The sequence below is a fragment of the Methylobacterium sp. 1030 genome (assembly GCF_040544715.1).
Lineage (GTDB): Bacteria > Pseudomonadota > Alphaproteobacteria > Rhizobiales > Beijerinckiaceae > Methylobacterium.
Map to the genome: position 1 here is coordinate 69976 of NZ_JBEPKM010000014.1, position 16297 is coordinate 86272.

The following is a 16297-nucleotide window of genomic DNA, read 5'->3' on the forward strand; positions in this document are numbered from 1 at the left end:
TCGCTGCACTCGCAAAGACGGAGCGGGCCGCACCGACCGAAGCGTTCAACCGGAAACGGTATCAGACCCGCCGCGGTGAAACACGGAGGCCGCCGCCCCAGGGATGAATTCATTATCATGTCCGGCAATCGGGGCGCCTCGGGCGGCCCTGTCCGGGAGAACGCCATGTCGATGAATCGCCGCTCGCTCATCGGGGCCGCGGGCCTCGCCCTGACGGCGCCCGCCCTGCAGGGCGCGCAGGCGGCCGAGGCCGCGAAGCCGGCCGCGAAGGCAGCGCCGCCGCACGTCACGAAGATCCTCGCGCAGTGGATCCTGGGATCCTCCTACGACACCCTGCCGGAGCCCGTCCGCCGCGAGGGCGTGCGCAGCTTCCTCAACTGGGTCGGGGTGGCCATCGGCGGCTCGCACCACGAGACCGTCGACGTGGCGGTCTCGGCGCTGCAGCCCTTCTCCGGGCCGCCGCAGGCCGGGCTGTTCGGACGGACCGAGCGGTTCGACATCATGAACGCCGCCTTCCTCAACGGCGTGTCGAGCCACATCTTCGACTTCGACGACACCCACCTGAAGACGATCATCCACCCGGCCGGCCCGGTTGCCTCGGCGATCCTGGCCTACGCGGCGATGAAACCGGTCTCCGGCAAGGACTTCCTCGAAGCCCTGGTGGTCGGGATCGAGGCCGAATGCCGGATCGGCAACGCGGTCTACCCGAACCACTACGATGCCGGGTGGCACATCACCGGCACCGCGGGCGTGTTCGGATCGGCCGCCGCCGCCGGCAAGCTGATGGGCCTCACCGAGCAGCAGATGGTCTACGCCCTCGGGCTCGCCGCCTCGCAGCCGGTGGGCCTGCGCGAGTCGTTCGGCTCGATGAACAAGAGCTTCAACCCGGGCCGGGCCGCGTCCAACGGCCTGTTCGCCGCGATCCTGGCGGCCAAGGGCTTCACCTCGTCGGACGGCATGATCGAGGCCAAGCGCGGCTGGGCCAACACGATCTCCACCAAGCAGGACTGGTCGCAGATCACCGACGGCCTCGGCACCCGCTACGAGGCGCAGCTCAACACCTACAAGCCCTTCGCCTGCGGGATCGTCATGCACCCGACGATCGACGCGGCGATCCAGATCCGCGACCAGGACCACGTCAGGCCGGAGGACATCCAGCGCGTCGACCTGAAGGTCCACCCGCTCGTCCTGGAGCTGACCGGCAAGACCGCGCCGAAGACCGGCCTGGAGGGCAAGTTCAGCATCTACCACGCCGCCGCGGTGGCCTTCGTGGAGGGCGCGGGCGGCGAGAAGCAGTTCAGCGACCGGTCGGTGAACGATCCGCGGGTGGTGGCCCTGCGCCAGAAGGTGGTCCCGGTGATCACCCCCGGCGTCGATCCCGCGCAGGTCGACATGACCGTGACGCTGAACGACGGGCGGACCTTCCACCGGCATATCGAGCACGCCATCGGAAGCGTCGAGAAGCCGATGTCGGACGCGCAGCTGGAGGCGAAATTCACCGACCTCGCCGCCGGCATCCTGCCGGACGCGCAGGCCAGGAAGGTGATGCAGCTGTGCTGGTCTCTGCCCGAGCTGAAGGATGCGGGCGACGTGGCGCGGGCCGGCGTCGCGGGCGCCTAACCTGAACGCGAAACCCTCGGGATCGATTTCGCGTCCTGTGCCGTTCCCCGTCCGCGAGGCTTCCGCCGCTCCCGGCGGCCGCCCGCGCGTGGCGTTCGGGACGTGGATCACGGTATGGGCACGAGAACCCCGGTCGGGGTCGAACCGGCAGTGCGGCCCGGGACTCCCCTGATCCCGCCGCGGCCGACCCGCGTCGCCGCGGCCGAGACGCCGCGGGCCGCCATGGCGTCGCCGGTCGTGGTCGGCGCCACCATCATCGCCGCCCTGTATTTCGGCCGCGAGATCTTCATCCCGATCGCGATCGCGCTGCTGCTGTCGTTCGTGCTGACGCCGCTGGTGAACCGCCTGCGGCGGCTGCGGCTGCCGCGGCTGGTGGCGGTGGGCGTCAGCGTGCTCCTGACCGTGGGCATCGTGGCCTCCCTGGCGACGCTGATCGGCATCCAGGCGGCCGATCTCGCGGGGGACGTCCCGCGTTACCGGGCCACGATCGAGCGCAAGATCAACGGCCTGCGCGACTCGCCCGTGGGCCACGTCACGGAATACGTCGCCAATATCGGCCGGGCGCTGCACGGCGGCGCCAAGGAGGCCGGGAGCCCGGAGGCGCAGCCGGCCGCGCCACCGCCGTCAACGTCGCCGGCATCGCCGCCGTCGACGCCCTCGGCGGCTCCCGAGCCGGCCCAGGCCGCGCCCAAGCCCGTCCTCGTCGAGGTCGCCACGACCCCGCCGGGCTCCCTGGAGATGCTCTCGACCGTGCTCACGCCGGTGATGCATCCCCTGGCCACGGTCGGCATCGTCTTCGTGGTGCTGCTGTTCGTGCTGATGCAGCGCGAGGACCTGCGCGACCGCATGATCCGGCTGGCCGGATCGAGCGACCTGCACCGGACCACCGTGGCCATCGACGACGCGGCCAAGCGCCTGAGCCGCTACTTCGTGGTCCAGCTCGCCCTCAACGCCGCCTTCGGCGTGGTCATCGGCATCGGCCTCTACCTTATCGGCGTGCCGAACCCGGTGCTCTGGGCGATCTTCGCGGCCCTGATGCGCTTCGTGCCGTATCTCGGGGCGGTCCTGTCGGCGATCCTCCCGATGGCGCTCGCCGCGGCGGTCGATCCCGGCTGGAACATGATGATCGCCGTGGCGATCCTGTTCGTCGTCCTGGAGCCGCTGACCGGCCAGGTCTTCGAGCCGATCTTCTACGGGCAATCCACCGGGCTCTCGCCCTTCGCGGTCCTGGTCTCGGCCCTGTTCTGGACGTGGCTGTGGGGGCCGGTCGGCCTGCTGCTCTCGACGCCCCTGACCGTCTGCCTCGTGGTGCTCGGACGCTACGTCGAGCACCTGGAGTTCCTGGACGTGCTGTTCGGCGACCGGCCGGCGCTGACGCCCGTCCAGAACTTCTACCAGCGCATCCTGGCGGGCGATTCCGAGGAGGTGCTGGGCCATGCCGAGCTGATCCTGCAGCAATGCTCGCTCTCGTCCTACTACGACGACGTCGTGCTCAAGGCGCTGGAACTCGCGGCCCGCGACGCGGCCCGCGGGGTGCTGACCGCGCAGCAGAAGGGCGCGATGCGCGCCGCGCTCACCGAGCTGATCGCCGACCTCTCCGACCGGAGCGACGCCGTCGCGGGGGCGACGGGCGACGGCGAGGAGAGCGCCTGCAGCCCGCTCCCGATGGGGCCGCCCGCGGAGGCGCTGCCCGCCGCCTGGACGCGCGAGGGCGCGGTGCTGTGCGTGGCGGGGCGCGGCTTCCTGGACGAGGCCGCGGCCGCGATCCTCGCGCAGATCCTGGAGAAGCGCGGCCTCGGCGTCCGCACGGTCCCGTTCGCCGAGACGGCCTCCGTGCGGATCGGCCGGTTCGCGACCGGGCCGGCGCGGATCGCCTGCGTGGTCTCCCTGGCGCTCGACGGCGAGCCGACGCACCTGCGCCGCCTGATCCGCCGGCTGCGCGGCCGGGTCCCGGGCGTTCCGGTCCTGCTCGGCCTGTGGCTCGCCCAGGACAGCGGGGCGAACCGCCTCGCCGGCGGGCCGGGGGGCGCCGAGGCCGACGCGCAGGTCGGATCGCTGCGCGAGGCCGTCGAGGCTATCCTGGCGGCCGCGCAGGAGGACGCGACCTGCGCGACCGCGACGGACGCATCGACGGACGCATCGGAGGGCACGTCGGACGCCCGCGGCCAGGCGGCGCGTCTGCCCGCGCCGGCCGGGGCGTGAGTCGCGGATGCGCGGGGGCGGGGGCTTGACGGGCAGGGGCGCGCGCCGGTTTCGTCGGGACGGGCCGTTTGGCCGGGCGGCCTTCGGGCGCAACAGGGGACGGAACGGATGAGCGTCGTCGAACTCGGCCGGTTCATGGACGACCTCGCGGACGCGTCCGGGAAGGCGATCCTGCCGTTCTTCCGCGCCCAGTTCGGCCTGGACGACAAGGCCCGCGGCGGGGCGCCGTTCGATCCGGTCACCGAGGCCGACCGGGCCGCCGAGGTCGTCCTCCGGGCGATGATCGGCCAGACCTTCCCGGGCCACGGCATCCTCGGCGAGGAATTCGGCGCGGAGCGCACCGACGCCGAGTGCGTCTGGGTCCTCGACCCGATCGACGGCACCCGCGCCTTCATCGGCGGCCTGCCGACCTGGGGAACCCTGATCGGGCTGACCCGCAACGGCGTGCCGGTGCGAGGGATGATGCACCAGCCCTATCTCGCGGAGCGGTTCACCGGGGACGGGCGCAGCGCCAAGCTCCGCGCGCCGGCGGGCGAGCGGACCCTGCGCACCCGCCGCTGCGGTGACCTCGCCCAGGCGATCCTGGCGACCACGGATCCCCGGCTGTTCGCGGCCGGCGACGAGGCCGAGCGATTCCGGGCGCTGGAAGGCCAGGTGCGGATGTCCCGCTACGGCGCGGATTGTTACGCCTACTGCATGCTGGCGGCCGGCCAGATCGACCTCGTGGTCGAGGCCGGGCTGAAGCCCTACGACATCGTCGCGCTGATCCCGATCGTCGAGGGGGCGGGGGGGCGGGTCACCGCCTGGGACGGCGGCTCGGCCGCCGGCGGCGGCCGCGTGATCGCGGCCGGCGACCCGCGGCTGCACGAGGCCGCGCTCAAGGTTCTGAACCCGTGACGCGCGTCCGCATCGAGCCCGTCCGCCGCCGCGAAGGCCCGACCGCGTGCTGCTGAACGCGCTGATCCTGATCACGACCCTGGTGCCGAGCGCCGAGGCCGGCGCGGACGCCCTCGCGCGCGCCCTTCCGCCCCCGGCGACCGTTTCCGCTCAGGCCGGCAGCCCACCCCCGCGCTTCGACCCCGCGACCCGCTCCGTGTCCAACTGGCACGCCCAGACCGGCGCGCAGCTGACGCCGCGGGCGCTGGCGATCACCGCCTCGCTGACCGACGATCCGCCCTACGTCGCCCGCTGCGTGCGGCTCAACAACGGCTGGTGCATCAAGTCCGCCCGCTGGTCCGGCGAGATCGGCGCCGACGGGGAGGGCCACACCGCCTTCGCCACCCTCGACGACGGCGCCGACGCCGCCGCGAGCCTGCTGCGGCGCTACTACCGCGACTACGGCCGTCGCACGGCGCTGGCCATCGTGCGCCGCTGGGCGCCGGCCGAGTGCCGCGTCGGTGCCGCGCCCGCGCGGCCGGGCCGGCCGGCGGCGGCGCCGGTCGTCTCGGCGGCCCTCGCGCCCCGCGGGCTCGGGCGGACCCTGCGGGCGCGCTACCTCGCCGCGCACCGCCCCGGCGGCGCGCCGCGGGGCCGGGCGGCCCTGCGGGTTCAGCCCTGGTCGCCGCTCGCCCGGATGGCCGGCCGCCCGACCCGACGCCCGGCCGCCATCCCGCGGGTGGCGATGCTCCAGCCGGTTCCCGACATCGCCGCGGGCATCTCCGCCTCCACCGGCCGCCCGGCCGGGAGCGTCGCCGACCCGTCGGCGCTGCTCGACCGGAAGCCAAGTCGCGTCCCGAGTGCCGACCGGATGGTCGCAGAATCCGCGCTGCTGCCGGCGATCGCGGCCGGCCTGCCTGTCCTCGACCTACGCCTGCCGGCTCCGCTCTGCACCGGCGACGAGGTCCGGATCCAGGCCTACGCCAACCGCATCAGCGCCAGCGTCGGCCTGAAGCCCGGCGACGACCTCGACCTGTTCGGGCCGGACGGCGCGCCGCGCGCCAATCTGGCGCCCGTGATGCTGGCAATGTCGGCGGTGGAGCTCGGCACGCTGCGCGCCGGCCCGGACCTCGTCGCCGGGGCGATCGCCCGGCTGAAGCCGCCCACGCCGGCCGCCAGCACCGCGCCGCCCTAGGGGCGGCTTCCCGGGCGGCAAGCCTTGCGGTTCCGGCCCGCCCGCGCCACCTCTGCCCGGCCCGTTCCCCTCACCACGAGCCCGCCCGTGCCCCTGATCGACCTTGCCGCGCGCGCCGGCTCGGCCGTCAAAGCCTTCGCCGAAGCCTCGCACGACCTGCTGGTCCAGCCGACCCTGCGGCTGGGCGTGACCGGGCTCGCGCGCTCGGGCAAGACCGTGTTCACCACGGCGCTGATCCACCACCTCGTGGAGACCCACGCGCTGCCGGCCTTCGCGCCCGCCCAGGAGGGTCGCCTGCGCCGCGCCAAGCTGGTGCCCCAGCCCGACGACGACGTGCCGCGCTTCCCCTTCGAGGAGCATTTCGCGACGCTCACCGAGGCGCGGCGCTGGCCGCGCTCCACCGACCGGATCAGCCAGTTCCGCCTGGAGATCGCCTACGAGCGTGCCGCCGGCTGGCGCTCCGGCCCCGCGACCCTGATGCTCGACGTGGTCGACTACCCGGGCGAATGGCTCCTCGACCTCGCGCTGATCGAGACCAGCTACACGGCGTGGTCCCGGGCCACGATCGGCGGCACCCGCCGGCCCGGCCGCGCCGCCGTGGCGGCGCCCTGGCTGGAGGCGCTCAAGGGCTTCGACCCGAACGGCCCCCTCGACGAGGTCGCGGCCGAGCGGGCGAGCGACGCCTTCAAGACCTACCTCGCGGGCCTGCGCGCCGGCCCCGAAGCCGTGGCGACGACGCCCCCGGGCCGGTTCCTGATGCCGGGCGACCTCGCGGGTTCCCCGGCGCTCACCTTCGCGCCCCTCGACCGGCTCACCGAGACGATCGCCCCCGACAGCCTCGCCGGGCTGATGGAGCGGCGCTTCGAGGCCTACAAGGCCAAGGTCGTGACGCCGTTCTTCCGCGACCATTTCCAGCGGGTCGACCGGCAGATCGTGCTGGTGGACGTCCTGTCGGCGGTCGATGCCGGGCCGACCGCCCTGGCGGAGCTGGAGGAGGCGCTGGACGCGGTGCTGCTCAGCCTCAACATCGGCCGCAACACGGTGCTGTCGCGGCTGTTCGCGCCACGGGCCGACCGCGTGCTGTTCGCCGCCACCAAGGCCGACCATCTCCACCAGACGAGCCACGACCGGCTCGACGCGCTGCTGCGGCTGCTCGTGTCGCGGGCCATGCGGCGGACCGAGGCCGCGGGCGCCCGGGTCGGTACGGTGGCGCTCGCCTCGGTGCGCGCCACCCGCGAGACCACCGTCCACGACGGGTCGGAGACGCTGCGGGCGGTGGCCGGCACGCCGGAAGCCGGCGAGGTGGTTGGCGACGAGGTCTTCGACGGCAACAGCGAGGCCGCGATCTTCCCGGGCGAGCTGCCGGCCCGCGCCGAGGCGGTGCTGGAGGGGGCGGTCGAGCCGGGCTCGCTGCGCTTCCCGCGCTTCCGGCCGCCGCTGGTGCGCCCGGACGGGCTCGGCCGCGCGGGGCACCTGCCGCAGATCCGGCTCGACCGGGCGATGCAGTTCCTGATCGGCGACCGGCTGGCGTGACGATGTGTGCGATGCGGAGCCCGCGACCATGACCTCCGGCCAGAAACCCCGCGCCTTCCGGATCAGCCCCGAACCGGTCGGCGAGCCGAGCGTGACCACGACGCCGCTCGGACCGCGGCCGCCGCAGGCCCGGATCGTCGAGGAACCCTTCGAGATCCTCGACGCCGCCGACGGCGTCGCCGTGCCGGTGGCGCCGCGCTCGCGCTCGCCCTGGGGTGCCCTGTTCTTCTCGGCGGTGGGCGGCCTCGTCTCCCTGGGCGTCGGCCTGTCGGTCGAGCGGATGATCAGCGACCTGTTCCAGGCCGCCCCCTGGCTCGGCTGGGTCGCGCTCGCGCTGCTGGGCCTCGCCGCGCTGGCGCTGCTGGCGATCGTGGTGCGGGAACTCGCCGGCCTGCGGCGCGAGCGCAAGATCGAGCGGCTGCGCCAGTCGGCGCTGGACGCCCTCGCCACCCGCGACCACACCGGCGCGCAGGCGGTGGTGCAGGCGCTCTCGACCTTCTACGCGGACCGCGACGCCCTGTCGGCGGGCCGCGCCCGGATCGACGCCGCCGCCGACGCGATCCTCGACGTCGACGACCGGATCGGACTGGCCGAGCACGAACTGCTCGCCGGCCTCGACCGGCAGGCGCGCAACGCCATCGCGACGACGGCCAAGCAGGTCTCGGCGGTGACGGCGCTGAGCCCGCGGGCGATCGTCGACGTGGCCTTCGTGGTGTTCGCGGCGGTGCGTCTGCTGCGCCGGATCGCCGCGATCTACGGCGGCCGGCCGGGCTTCCTGGGCTTCCTGCGACTGGGGCGCGCGGCGCTCGCGCATCTCACGGTCACCGGCGGCATGGCGGTGGGCGAGAGCGTGATGCAGCAGGTTCTGGGGCTCGGGATCGCCGCCCGGGTCTCCGCCAAGCTGGGGGAGGGCGTGCTCAACGGGCTGATGACCGCCCGGTTCGGGCTCGCGGCGCTCAACGTCTGCCGGCCGCTGCCGTTCGTGCGGGAGGCCCCGCCGCGGCTCGCCGACGTTGCCGGCGAGCTGCTGCGCTCGGCCGGGGCCGAGCCGAAATAGGGGCGGGACTACTTGGCGCCCGCGGCGGCGCGGCGGTTGGCGATGCGCGAGAACATGTTGCCGGTGTAGTCGGCGGTCTTCGGCTTCTCGGGCTCGCCGAGCTTGGCCTCGAAGGCCTCGATCCGCTTGAGCAGCGTCACGTCGTTGAACAGCGAGCTGTTGAAGTTGCTCTGGGCCCGGGGGCCGAGGGCGGTCTGCACCGCTTCGAGTCGTTCGAGAAGCTCTTTGCGCGTCACGGTGCTCTCCAGGGGCGGCTTCGGGACGAAGGACCGCCCGTGCCGCCACTGAAGAGGGCGGTGGTAAACAGCGCGTTAATACGACCCGTGCCGGTCCCATCCCGCCGAGCCCCGGGGACGCCGATCGTCCTCGCGCGCCGCAGGGCTCGCAGGCTCAGAGCCCCTTCAGGAACCCGGCGAGCCGCATCAGTCCCTCGGGCCAGGGGCCGTGCCCGCTCGCCACGTTGAGGTGGCCGGATTCGCCCGCGTCGACCGTGAGCGCCCCCCAGGCATGGGCGAAGTCGTCCGCCCGCTCGTAGCGGCAGTACGGGTCGGTACGGCTGGCGACCAGCAGGGCCGGGAAGGGCAGGGGATCGCGCGGCACCGGCGCGAAGGCCCGGACCGCGTCGGGCAGGCCCGGCGCCTCCTCGACGTCCGGGAGCGCCACCAGGAGGGCGCCGCGCACCACCCCCGCGGGGAAGCGCGGCACCGCCTCGACGCACGCCACCACGCCGAGGCTGTGGGCGATCAGGATGACCGGCCGCGTCGCCGCCGCGACCGCCTCGGCGATGCGGCCGCACCACGCCTCCGGGGTCGGTTCGTGCCACTGGTCCTGCTCGACCACGCGCGCGGTAGCGAGGCGGCCCGCCCAGCGGGCCTGCCAATGGTCCTCCTCGGAGCCCCCGAGCCCCGGGACGATGAGGATGTCGCAGTCGGCGGTCTTCATACCGGGATGCCTAGTGCGGACCGACGGACGCGTCGAGACCGTCCCGTCATTCGGCCGCGATCGGCGCCGCTCCCTCGAGGGCCAGGATGTGTCGGGCGATCTGCACGGAGGCGCGGTTCTTCGCCTTGGCCTCGATCTCGAAATCCGCCCAGGCGAGGTGCCGGGCGACGAGGTCGTTCACCGCCCGGTTCCACATCATGTCGGAATGGGCCGCGAGGTCCCGGACCGCGTGGCCGGCCGCGCGCAGGGCCGGGAAGTCGGGCAGGGCGTCCGGATCGCAGGCGGCGGAGACCGCCTCGCGCGACACGCTGATATGGGCCACGGGCCGGACGCCGCGCCAGGATTCCTGCACCCGGGCGATCCGGGCATCGTCCGGCTCGAGATACTCCCCGCCGCTCTCGACCCAGTGGTGGTGCAGGTCGAGCACCACGGGCACGAGGTCGGCGAGCCGCAGCACCGCGTCGAGGCCGAACACGTTCTCGTCGTTCTCGACCGTCACCAGGTCGCGCGCCACCCGGCTCGCCCGGGGCAGGGTCTCGCGGAAGCCCTCGACCCCCGGGTCGCCCGCGCCGACATGGATGTTGATATGGGCGCCGTGCGGATGCCAGCCGCCGCCGTAGCCCATCCGGTCGAAGATCTCGGCGTGGTAGTCGAGCTCGGACAGGCCGTTGGCGATCGCCGCCGGGTTGCGGCTCGCCAGCAGGCAGAACGGTCCCGGGTGGAAGCTCAGGCGCACCCCGAGCCGGCGGGCCAGCGCGCCGGCCTCGGCGAGGCCGCGCTCGACCAGCGCCGCCATCTCGGGCTCGGCGTAGAGCGGCTGCGCGATCGGGTGGGTGTAGCCCGGAAGGACGTTGCTCGCCATGCGCAGGAGACGCTCCAGCGGCGGCCGGGCCCCGACCCAGGCGATCTGGCGGGCGAGGGCGTCGAGGTTGTGGGCGACGAGCCCGGTGAGCTTCACCCGCCGGGCGGCCGGCTCCAGCTTCGTGAGATGGGCCATGGTCACGCTGGTGAGGTTCATGTGCAGCGTGGCCTCCCGCTCCGCCTTGAGGGTGGCATGGGTGCCGGGCGGCTCGTCCAGGACGAACTTGCAGCAGAATCCGAGACGGGGCTGATCGCGCATAACGAGCACAACGCGCGGAGGGCCGCGGCGTCCCCGCGCGACGCGCGGAACGGCCGCGGCACGACGACGTTGGGAGTCCCGAGCGCGGCAGTTCCGCGCACTGGCCCCGATCCATGCCCCCGTCACCGTCGCGTTCGACCGGCCCCTCGGAGGGCGGCTCGATCCTCTGGATCCTGATGCTCGGTTCGGCACTGGTCGCCCTCGCGGCGGCGCCGGCGCGGCGCCGCGTGCCGGCGGCTCTCCCCGCCGACGCGCCGCCGCTCGACCGCGATCCGTCCTGCGACGATCGGGGCCTGCGGAAGGGCGTCGCCGCGGGGGCGCGCTCGATCTCGGGGCGCGCCGCGCAGCTCACCGCCGCGACCCAGCCGGAGCGCGGCCGCGCCGCCGACAGCCCCGTCGAGATGACGCGGTCCGGCTGGAAGGACATCGTCGTCCGGGTCTACCTGGAGTTCAACAAGGACCGGGTCCTGGCGGTCGCCGCCGGGGTGACCTTCTACACGCTGCTGTCGCTGTTCCCCGCCATCGCCGCGCTGGTCTCCTGCTACGGCCTCTTCGCCGACGTGACCGTCATCAACGATCACCTCGCCCAGCTGCACGCGGTCCTGCCGTCCGGCGCGGTCGAGCTCATCGGCGACCAGGTCAAGCGCATCGCCGCCAAGGGCAGCGGCTCCCTCAGCATCACGTTCTTCTCCAGCCTGCTCCTGTCGATCTGGAGCGCCAACGCGGCCATGAAGGCGATGTTCGACGCGCTGAACGTCGTCTACGAGGAGGAGGAGAAGCGAAACTTCTTCTGGCTCAACCTCCGCTCGCTCACTTTCACGGTCGGCGCCCTGCTGTTCATCATCGTCGCGCTCAACGTGATCGTCGTCGTGCCGGTGATGCTGAACTTCCTGGGCCTCGGCTCGACCGCGTGGCTGCTCGCGGCCCTGCGCTGGCCGGCGATCCTGATCGTCCTGCTCGGCGGCCTGTCGGTGCTCTACCGGTTCGGGCCGAGCCGGGAGCACGCCCGCTGGCGCTGGGTCGGGTTCGGCAGCGTCGTCGCGGGCCTACTCTGGCTCGCCGCGTCGCTCCTGTTCTCCTGGTACGTCGCCAATTTCGGCACCTACAACGAGACCTACGGGTCGCTCGGCGCCGTGATCGGCTTCATGACGTGGATCTGGATCTCCTCGACGATCGTGCTGCTCGGAGGCGAGATCAACGCGGAGCTGGAGCACCAGACCGCCCGCGACACCACCACGGGCGCGCCGCTGCCGATGGGCGCGCGCCGGGCGCGGATGGCCGACACCGTCGGCGCCGCCGCCTGAACGCCGCGTCTCCGATCCCGGAGACGCCCTGCGGCATCCTCCGGGACTGCCGGATAGGGCGCGCGATCCCTATATAGCGTGGCGAGAAGGGAGATCGCCATGGCCGACACGCCGACCACCAGCCCGGAGACCCGCAGCGACGCCGAGTGGCGCTCGGCGCTGACACCGGAGCAGTACCGGGTCCTGCGCGAGCACGGCACGGAGCGGGCCGGCACGAGCTGTCTGCTCGCCGAGAAGCGGGCCGGGACCTTCACCTGCGCCGGCTGCGGTCAGCCGCTGTTCGAGCAGGGCACCAAGTTCGAGTCCGGAACGGGCTGGCCGAGCTTCTTCGAGCCCCTCGACGGCGCCGTCGAGACCACGGTGGACCGCAGCCACTGGATGGTCCGCACCGAAGTGCACTGCGCCCGCTGCAAGGGCCATCTGGGCCACGTCTTCGACGACGGCCCGGCGCCGACCGGCCTGCGCTACTGCATGAACGGCGCGGCGATGAATTTCGAGCCGGCTGAATGAATCGCGGGGGCCGCTAACCTGGGTTCGGAAACGCGGCGCGAAAGCCGGGATATCGGGGACAGGGACCGCCGGGGCCGGATCCTCGGCCGGATCCGGTCTTGATTTCGTCGCGTTTTTGCTTAGCGCTCTATAGTCTCAGGATGTCGCTGTCCGGTGATTGGCGACGGAAGTGGTCAGGCTCTGGCGAATACGGCGTGGCAGTCAGCTTATACGCCGTGCGGGCCGGCTCCACGTGCCCCCTTCCGTGCGGCCCGGCGGCGCTGAGGGCTGTCCGCCGGATCGGCGCGCCGCCGACCAAGCGGGAGGGGTTTTGAGTTCATGAGCACCGTTCGCCGATTTCTGGTCGCACCATCCCTGGTCCGCCTGATCCGCAAGGAGCGGGGTGGCGCCCGCATCACCGAGGGTCACTTCGCGCCCCAGGGCGGCCGGGCCTCCTACGTGCGCGTCGACGGCCAGGTCTGCCAGCTGGTCCTGGTGAACAAGGGGCCGGACGGAGTCCCGGTCGAGGAGCGCACCGACGTCCCGCGCGCCCACGGCGACGCCCTGCTGGACGTGTGCCCCGGCAAGGCCGCCTACGACCGCACCACGCTGAATGCCGGCGGGCGCGAGATCGCCATCGACCGCTACGTCACCCCCGGCAGCCTGGACCTGATCAGCGTCACCTTCGACGATGACGGCGAGGCCGCCGGCTTCCACGCCCCGAGCTGGTTCGGCCGCGAGGTCAGCAGCGAGCCGGCCTTCGAGCGGGCGGCCCTGGCCATCCAGGGCGTGCCGGCGGCCGAGGAGGTGGCGCTGAGCAACGCCGCGCTGGACGCGGTGCTGGACCTGATCGAGCCGCGCTTCGGCTTCGGCCGTTACGGTAGCAGCAGCAGCAGCCGGAGCACCGAGTCCGACGAGGGTGCGATGGGTGCTATGCGCCGGGCCGCGGCTCCCGCGGCGCTGGCCGCCGCCGCGCCGGTCGTCGCCGCCCCGCCGCCGGCTCCCGAGCCCGCCGCTGCCGCCCCGCGCCCGCCCGAGCCGGCCCCGGAGCATCACCCCGAGCCCGAGCCGCAGCCGGAGCCCGCGCCGGAAGCGGCCGCGCACGCCGCGCCGGCCGCTGAGACGCCCGCCCCGCAATCCGGCAGCGGCGACGCCCTGCACGGGGATGCCCGCATCGACGACGTCATCGAGAGCCTGTCGCAGGCCCTCGGCGCGGCGATCCACCAGCAGCCCGATCCCGCCGCCGAGAACAAGGACGGGAAGAGCGAGGATCCCGCCTCGATGTTCGAGCGCTGGACCGTCCGCCCCCGCCGGACCCAGCAGCAGACCTGACCCGCGTCGCAACGACGCGAGGCACGGCCGGGCCGCAGCGCAGATCGCGCTGCGGCCCGTCTGTTTTCGCGGGTCCGCGGCTCTCGGATACGAGAGATCTTCGTCCGGGAATGACAGGTTTTTGTCACGGATGGTTCCGGGCGGATAAGCGTGCAGCCGTTGAGGCGCCGGGTGATAGTCGCTAGCGTGCCGGCAAATCGGGAGGGTGCGCGGTCGTCGCACGGGATGGACATGGCACAGGCAATCCAGGCGACGGCTCCCGCCGCAGCGCCCCGCGAGCCCTGGTACAAGGTGCTCTACATCCAGGTGCTGATCGCCATCGCGCTCGGCGTCCTGCTCGGCTGGTACGACCCGGCCACCGGCAAGTCGATGAAGTGGCTCGGCGACGCCTTCATCGGCCTGATCAAGATGATGATCGCGCCGATCATCTTCTGCACGATCGTCCACGGCATCGCGTCGATCGGCGACCTGAAGAAGGTCGGCCGCGTCGGCCTGAAGGCGCTGGTCTACTTCGAGGTGGTGTCCACCATCGCGCTGCTGATCGGCGTCATCGTCGGCGAGGTGATCCGGCCCGGCGCCGGCTTCAACGCCGACCCGTCGAAGCTCGACGCCAGCAAGGTCGCGACCTACGCCAGCAAGGCGGCCGCCGATTCCACCGTCGCCCACATCCTGGCGATCATCCCGAAGAGCTTCCTCGACCCCTTCGCCACCGGCGACCTGCTGCAGGTGCTGCTGATCTCGATCCTCACCGGCGTCGTGGTGACGAATCTCGGCGAGCGCGCGGCCTCGGTGAACCACGCGATCGACACCGCCGGCCAGATCTTCTTCCGGATCATCGGCATCGTCGTGAAGCTCGCCCCCGTCGGCGCCTTCGGCGCCATGGCGTTCACGATCGGCGAGTACGGCATCCAGAAGGTCTACGACCTCGCGTGGCTGGTCGGCACCTTCTACATCACGGCGATCCTGTTCGTGCTCGTGGTGCTCGGGACGATCGCCCGGGTCGCGGGCTTCTCGATCCTGCGCTTCCTCGCCTACATCAAGGACGAGCTGCTGATCGTGGTCGGCACGTCGTCCTCCGAGACGGTGCTGCCGCAGCTCATGACCAAGATGCGCCGCCTCGGCGCCTCGGACTCGGTCGTCGGTCTCGTGGTCCCGACCGGCTACTCGTTCAACCTCGACGGCACCAACATCTACATGACGCTGGCGACGCTGTTCCTGGCGCAGGCCGTGGGCGTGGACCTGTCGATCAGCCAGTACGCCACCATCATCCTGGTGGCGATGCTGACCTCGAAGGGCGCATCGGGCGTCACGGGTGCCGGCTTCATCACCCTGGCGGCGACCCTCTCGGCGATCCCCAACAGCCCGGTGCCGGTCGCCGCCATGACCCTGGTCCTCGGCATCGACAAGTTCATGTCCGAGTGCCGCGCGCTCACCAACCTCGTGGGCAACGGCGTCGCCTGCGTGGTGGTCAGCCGCTGGGAAGGCGAGCTCGACGTCGCCAAGCTCAACGAGGTGATGGCCCACCCGGTCGCCATCGGCACCCACATCGCCGACGAGTCGCCGCAGCCGATGGGCACCGACAGCAAGGTCGCCGCCGCCGAGTGATGGGATCGCCGACGGCGAAGAACGCGGGTCGCCCGCGCCTCGGCATCGATCTCGGCGGCACCAAGATCGCCGGGATCGTGCTCGGCCGGGACGGGTCGACCCTGGCCGAGGCGCGGATGCCCGCCCCGCGGGGCGCCTACCGGGCCACCGTCGAGGCCGTGGCCGACCTCGTCCTGCGTCTCGAGGCCGAGGCCGGCGCGCCCTGCAGCGTCGGCATCGGCATGCCGGGGAGCCTGTCCCCGGCGACGGGCCTCGTGCGCAACGCCAACTCGCACTGGCTCAACGGACACCCGTTCGCGGCCGATCTCGGCGCGCGCCTTAAGCGCCCGCTCCGGATCGAGAACGACGCCAACTGCCTGGCGGTGTCGGAGGCGATCGACGGCGCCGGCGCCGGGGCCCGCGTGGTCTGGGCGGTGATCCTGGGCACCGGTGTCGGGTCCGGCATCGCCCTCGACGGTCGGGTGCTCACGGGCCGCAACGGCATCGCGGGCGAGTGGGGCCACGGCCCCCTGCCGGCGCCCCGCGACGACGAGCGGCCGGGCGCCGCCTGCTATTGCGGCCGCCGGGGCTGCGTCGAGACCTGGCTGTCCGGTCCCGGGCTGGCCGCCGACCACGCGCGGCGGCACGGCGGCGACCTCAGCGCCGAGGCGGTCGTCGCCGAGGCCCGGGCCGGAAGCCCGGCGGCGCGGGAGACGCTCGCCGTCCACCTCGAGCGCCTCGGTCGCGCGGCCGCCCAGGTGGTGAACCTCCTCGACCCGGACGTGATCGTGATCGGCGGCGGCCTGTCGCGCATCCCGGAGCTGATCGCGGGCCTGCCGGCGGCGATCGCCCCCCACGTCTTCTCCGACGCCTTCGACACGCCCGTGCGGGCGAGCCTGCACGGCGACGCCTCGGGGGTGCGCGGGGCGGCGTGGCTGTGGGAGACGCAGACCGTCTGAGCCCGCTCGAAGGTCTGCCCGGACTCGATCGGACGGCCCGGCTCACACAGACGTCGCTTGCGGGTCCGGAGGGGGCAGGGCAGG

Annotated in this window: 14 protein-coding genes; 11 read left to right on the forward strand and 3 right to left on the reverse strand. The window is 73.1% G+C overall.

All coding sequences use genetic code 11. The annotated features are described in order from the left end of the window. The first annotated feature begins 165 nt into the window (after positions 1 to 165). The 6 genes from ABIC30_RS20665 to ABIC30_RS20690 all read left to right on the forward strand — a co-directional run bounded on the left by ABIC30_RS20665 (position 166) and on the right by ABIC30_RS20690 (position 8483). Positions 166 to 1620, forward strand: coding sequence for an MmgE/PrpD family protein (locus ABIC30_RS20665; RefSeq protein WP_020095383.1), 1455 nt, complete (start codon positions 166 to 168; stop codon positions 1618 to 1620). Positions 1621 to 1734: 114 nt separating this feature from the next. Continuing rightward, a complete protein-coding gene (locus ABIC30_RS20670) occupies positions 1735 to 3822 on the forward strand; it encodes an AI-2E family transporter (protein WP_354456037.1) in 2088 nt (695 codons plus the stop codon). Positions 3823 to 3930: 108 nt separating this feature from the next. Next, positions 3931 to 4719 carry a histidinol-phosphatase gene (gene hisN / locus ABIC30_RS20675; protein WP_012319114.1) on the forward strand — a complete coding sequence of 263 codons (789 nt, stop codon included), beginning with the start codon at positions 3931 to 3933 and terminating at the stop codon, positions 4717 to 4719. 46 nt (positions 4720 to 4765) lie between these two features. Then, positions 4766 to 5893, forward strand: a complete 1128-nt coding sequence (locus tag ABIC30_RS20680; RefSeq protein WP_020095381.1) for a serine/threonine-protein kinase — start codon at positions 4766 to 4768, stop codon at positions 5891 to 5893. Between the two features lie 87 nt (positions 5894 to 5980). Beyond that, on the forward strand, positions 5981 to 7426 hold the full coding sequence (locus tag ABIC30_RS20685) for a YcjX family GTP-binding protein (protein WP_020095380.1): 1446 nt from the start codon (positions 5981 to 5983) through the stop codon (positions 7424 to 7426). Positions 7427 to 7454: 28 nt separating this feature from the next. Continuing rightward, positions 7455 to 8483 carry a YcjF family protein gene (locus ABIC30_RS20690; protein WP_020095379.1) on the forward strand — a complete coding sequence of 343 codons (1029 nt, stop codon included), beginning with the start codon at positions 7455 to 7457 and terminating at the stop codon, positions 8481 to 8483. A gap of 8 nt (positions 8484 to 8491) precedes the next feature. On the opposite strand, the gene ABIC30_RS20695 is transcribed toward ABIC30_RS20690, so the two are convergent. The 3 genes from ABIC30_RS20695 to ABIC30_RS20705 form a co-directional block, all read right to left on the reverse strand. Beyond that, positions 8492 to 8719, reverse strand: a complete 228-nt coding sequence (locus ABIC30_RS20695; RefSeq protein ID WP_012319110.1) for a hypothetical protein — start codon at positions 8717 to 8719, stop codon at positions 8492 to 8494. 154 nt (positions 8720 to 8873) lie between these two features. Next, positions 8874 to 9425 (reverse strand): RBBP9/YdeN family alpha/beta hydrolase, encoded by a 552-nt coding sequence (locus tag ABIC30_RS20700; protein ID WP_042675936.1) that lies wholly within the window; start codon positions 9423 to 9425, stop codon positions 8874 to 8876. Between the two features lie 46 nt (positions 9426 to 9471). After that, a complete protein-coding gene (locus ABIC30_RS20705; RefSeq protein ID WP_020095377.1) occupies positions 9472 to 10545 on the reverse strand; it encodes an apurinic/apyrimidinic endonuclease family protein in 1074 nt (357 codons plus the stop codon). A 113-nt stretch (positions 10546 to 10658) separates the two neighbouring features. On the opposite strand from ABIC30_RS20705, the gene ABIC30_RS20710 reads away from it, so the two are divergent. From ABIC30_RS20710 to ABIC30_RS20730, 5 genes are all read left to right on the forward strand, one after another. Continuing rightward, positions 10659 to 11849 carry a YihY/virulence factor BrkB family protein gene (locus tag ABIC30_RS20710; RefSeq protein ID WP_020095376.1) on the forward strand — a complete coding sequence of 397 codons (1191 nt, stop codon included), beginning with the start codon at positions 10659 to 10661 and terminating at the stop codon, positions 11847 to 11849. Positions 11850 to 11948: 99 nt separating this feature from the next. Further along, positions 11949 to 12359, forward strand: coding sequence for a peptide-methionine (R)-S-oxide reductase MsrB (msrB, locus tag ABIC30_RS20715; RefSeq protein ID WP_020095375.1), 411 nt, complete (start codon positions 11949 to 11951; stop codon positions 12357 to 12359). A 318-nt stretch (positions 12360 to 12677) separates the two neighbouring features. Continuing rightward, a complete protein-coding gene (locus ABIC30_RS20720; RefSeq protein ID WP_354456038.1) occupies positions 12678 to 13670 on the forward strand; it encodes a hypothetical protein in 993 nt (330 codons plus the stop codon). Positions 13671 to 13901: 231 nt separating this feature from the next. Then, entirely contained in the window at positions 13902 to 15275 is a 1374-nt protein-coding gene (locus ABIC30_RS20725; RefSeq protein WP_026605282.1) for a dicarboxylate/amino acid:cation symporter, read from the forward strand. After that, positions 15275 to 16213 (forward strand): ROK family protein, encoded by a 939-nt coding sequence (locus tag ABIC30_RS20730; protein WP_354456039.1) that lies wholly within the window; start codon positions 15275 to 15277, stop codon positions 16211 to 16213. Before ABIC30_RS20725 ends, ABIC30_RS20730 begins: the two co-directional genes overlap by 1 nt. Positions 16214 to 16297: the final 84 nt, after the last annotated feature.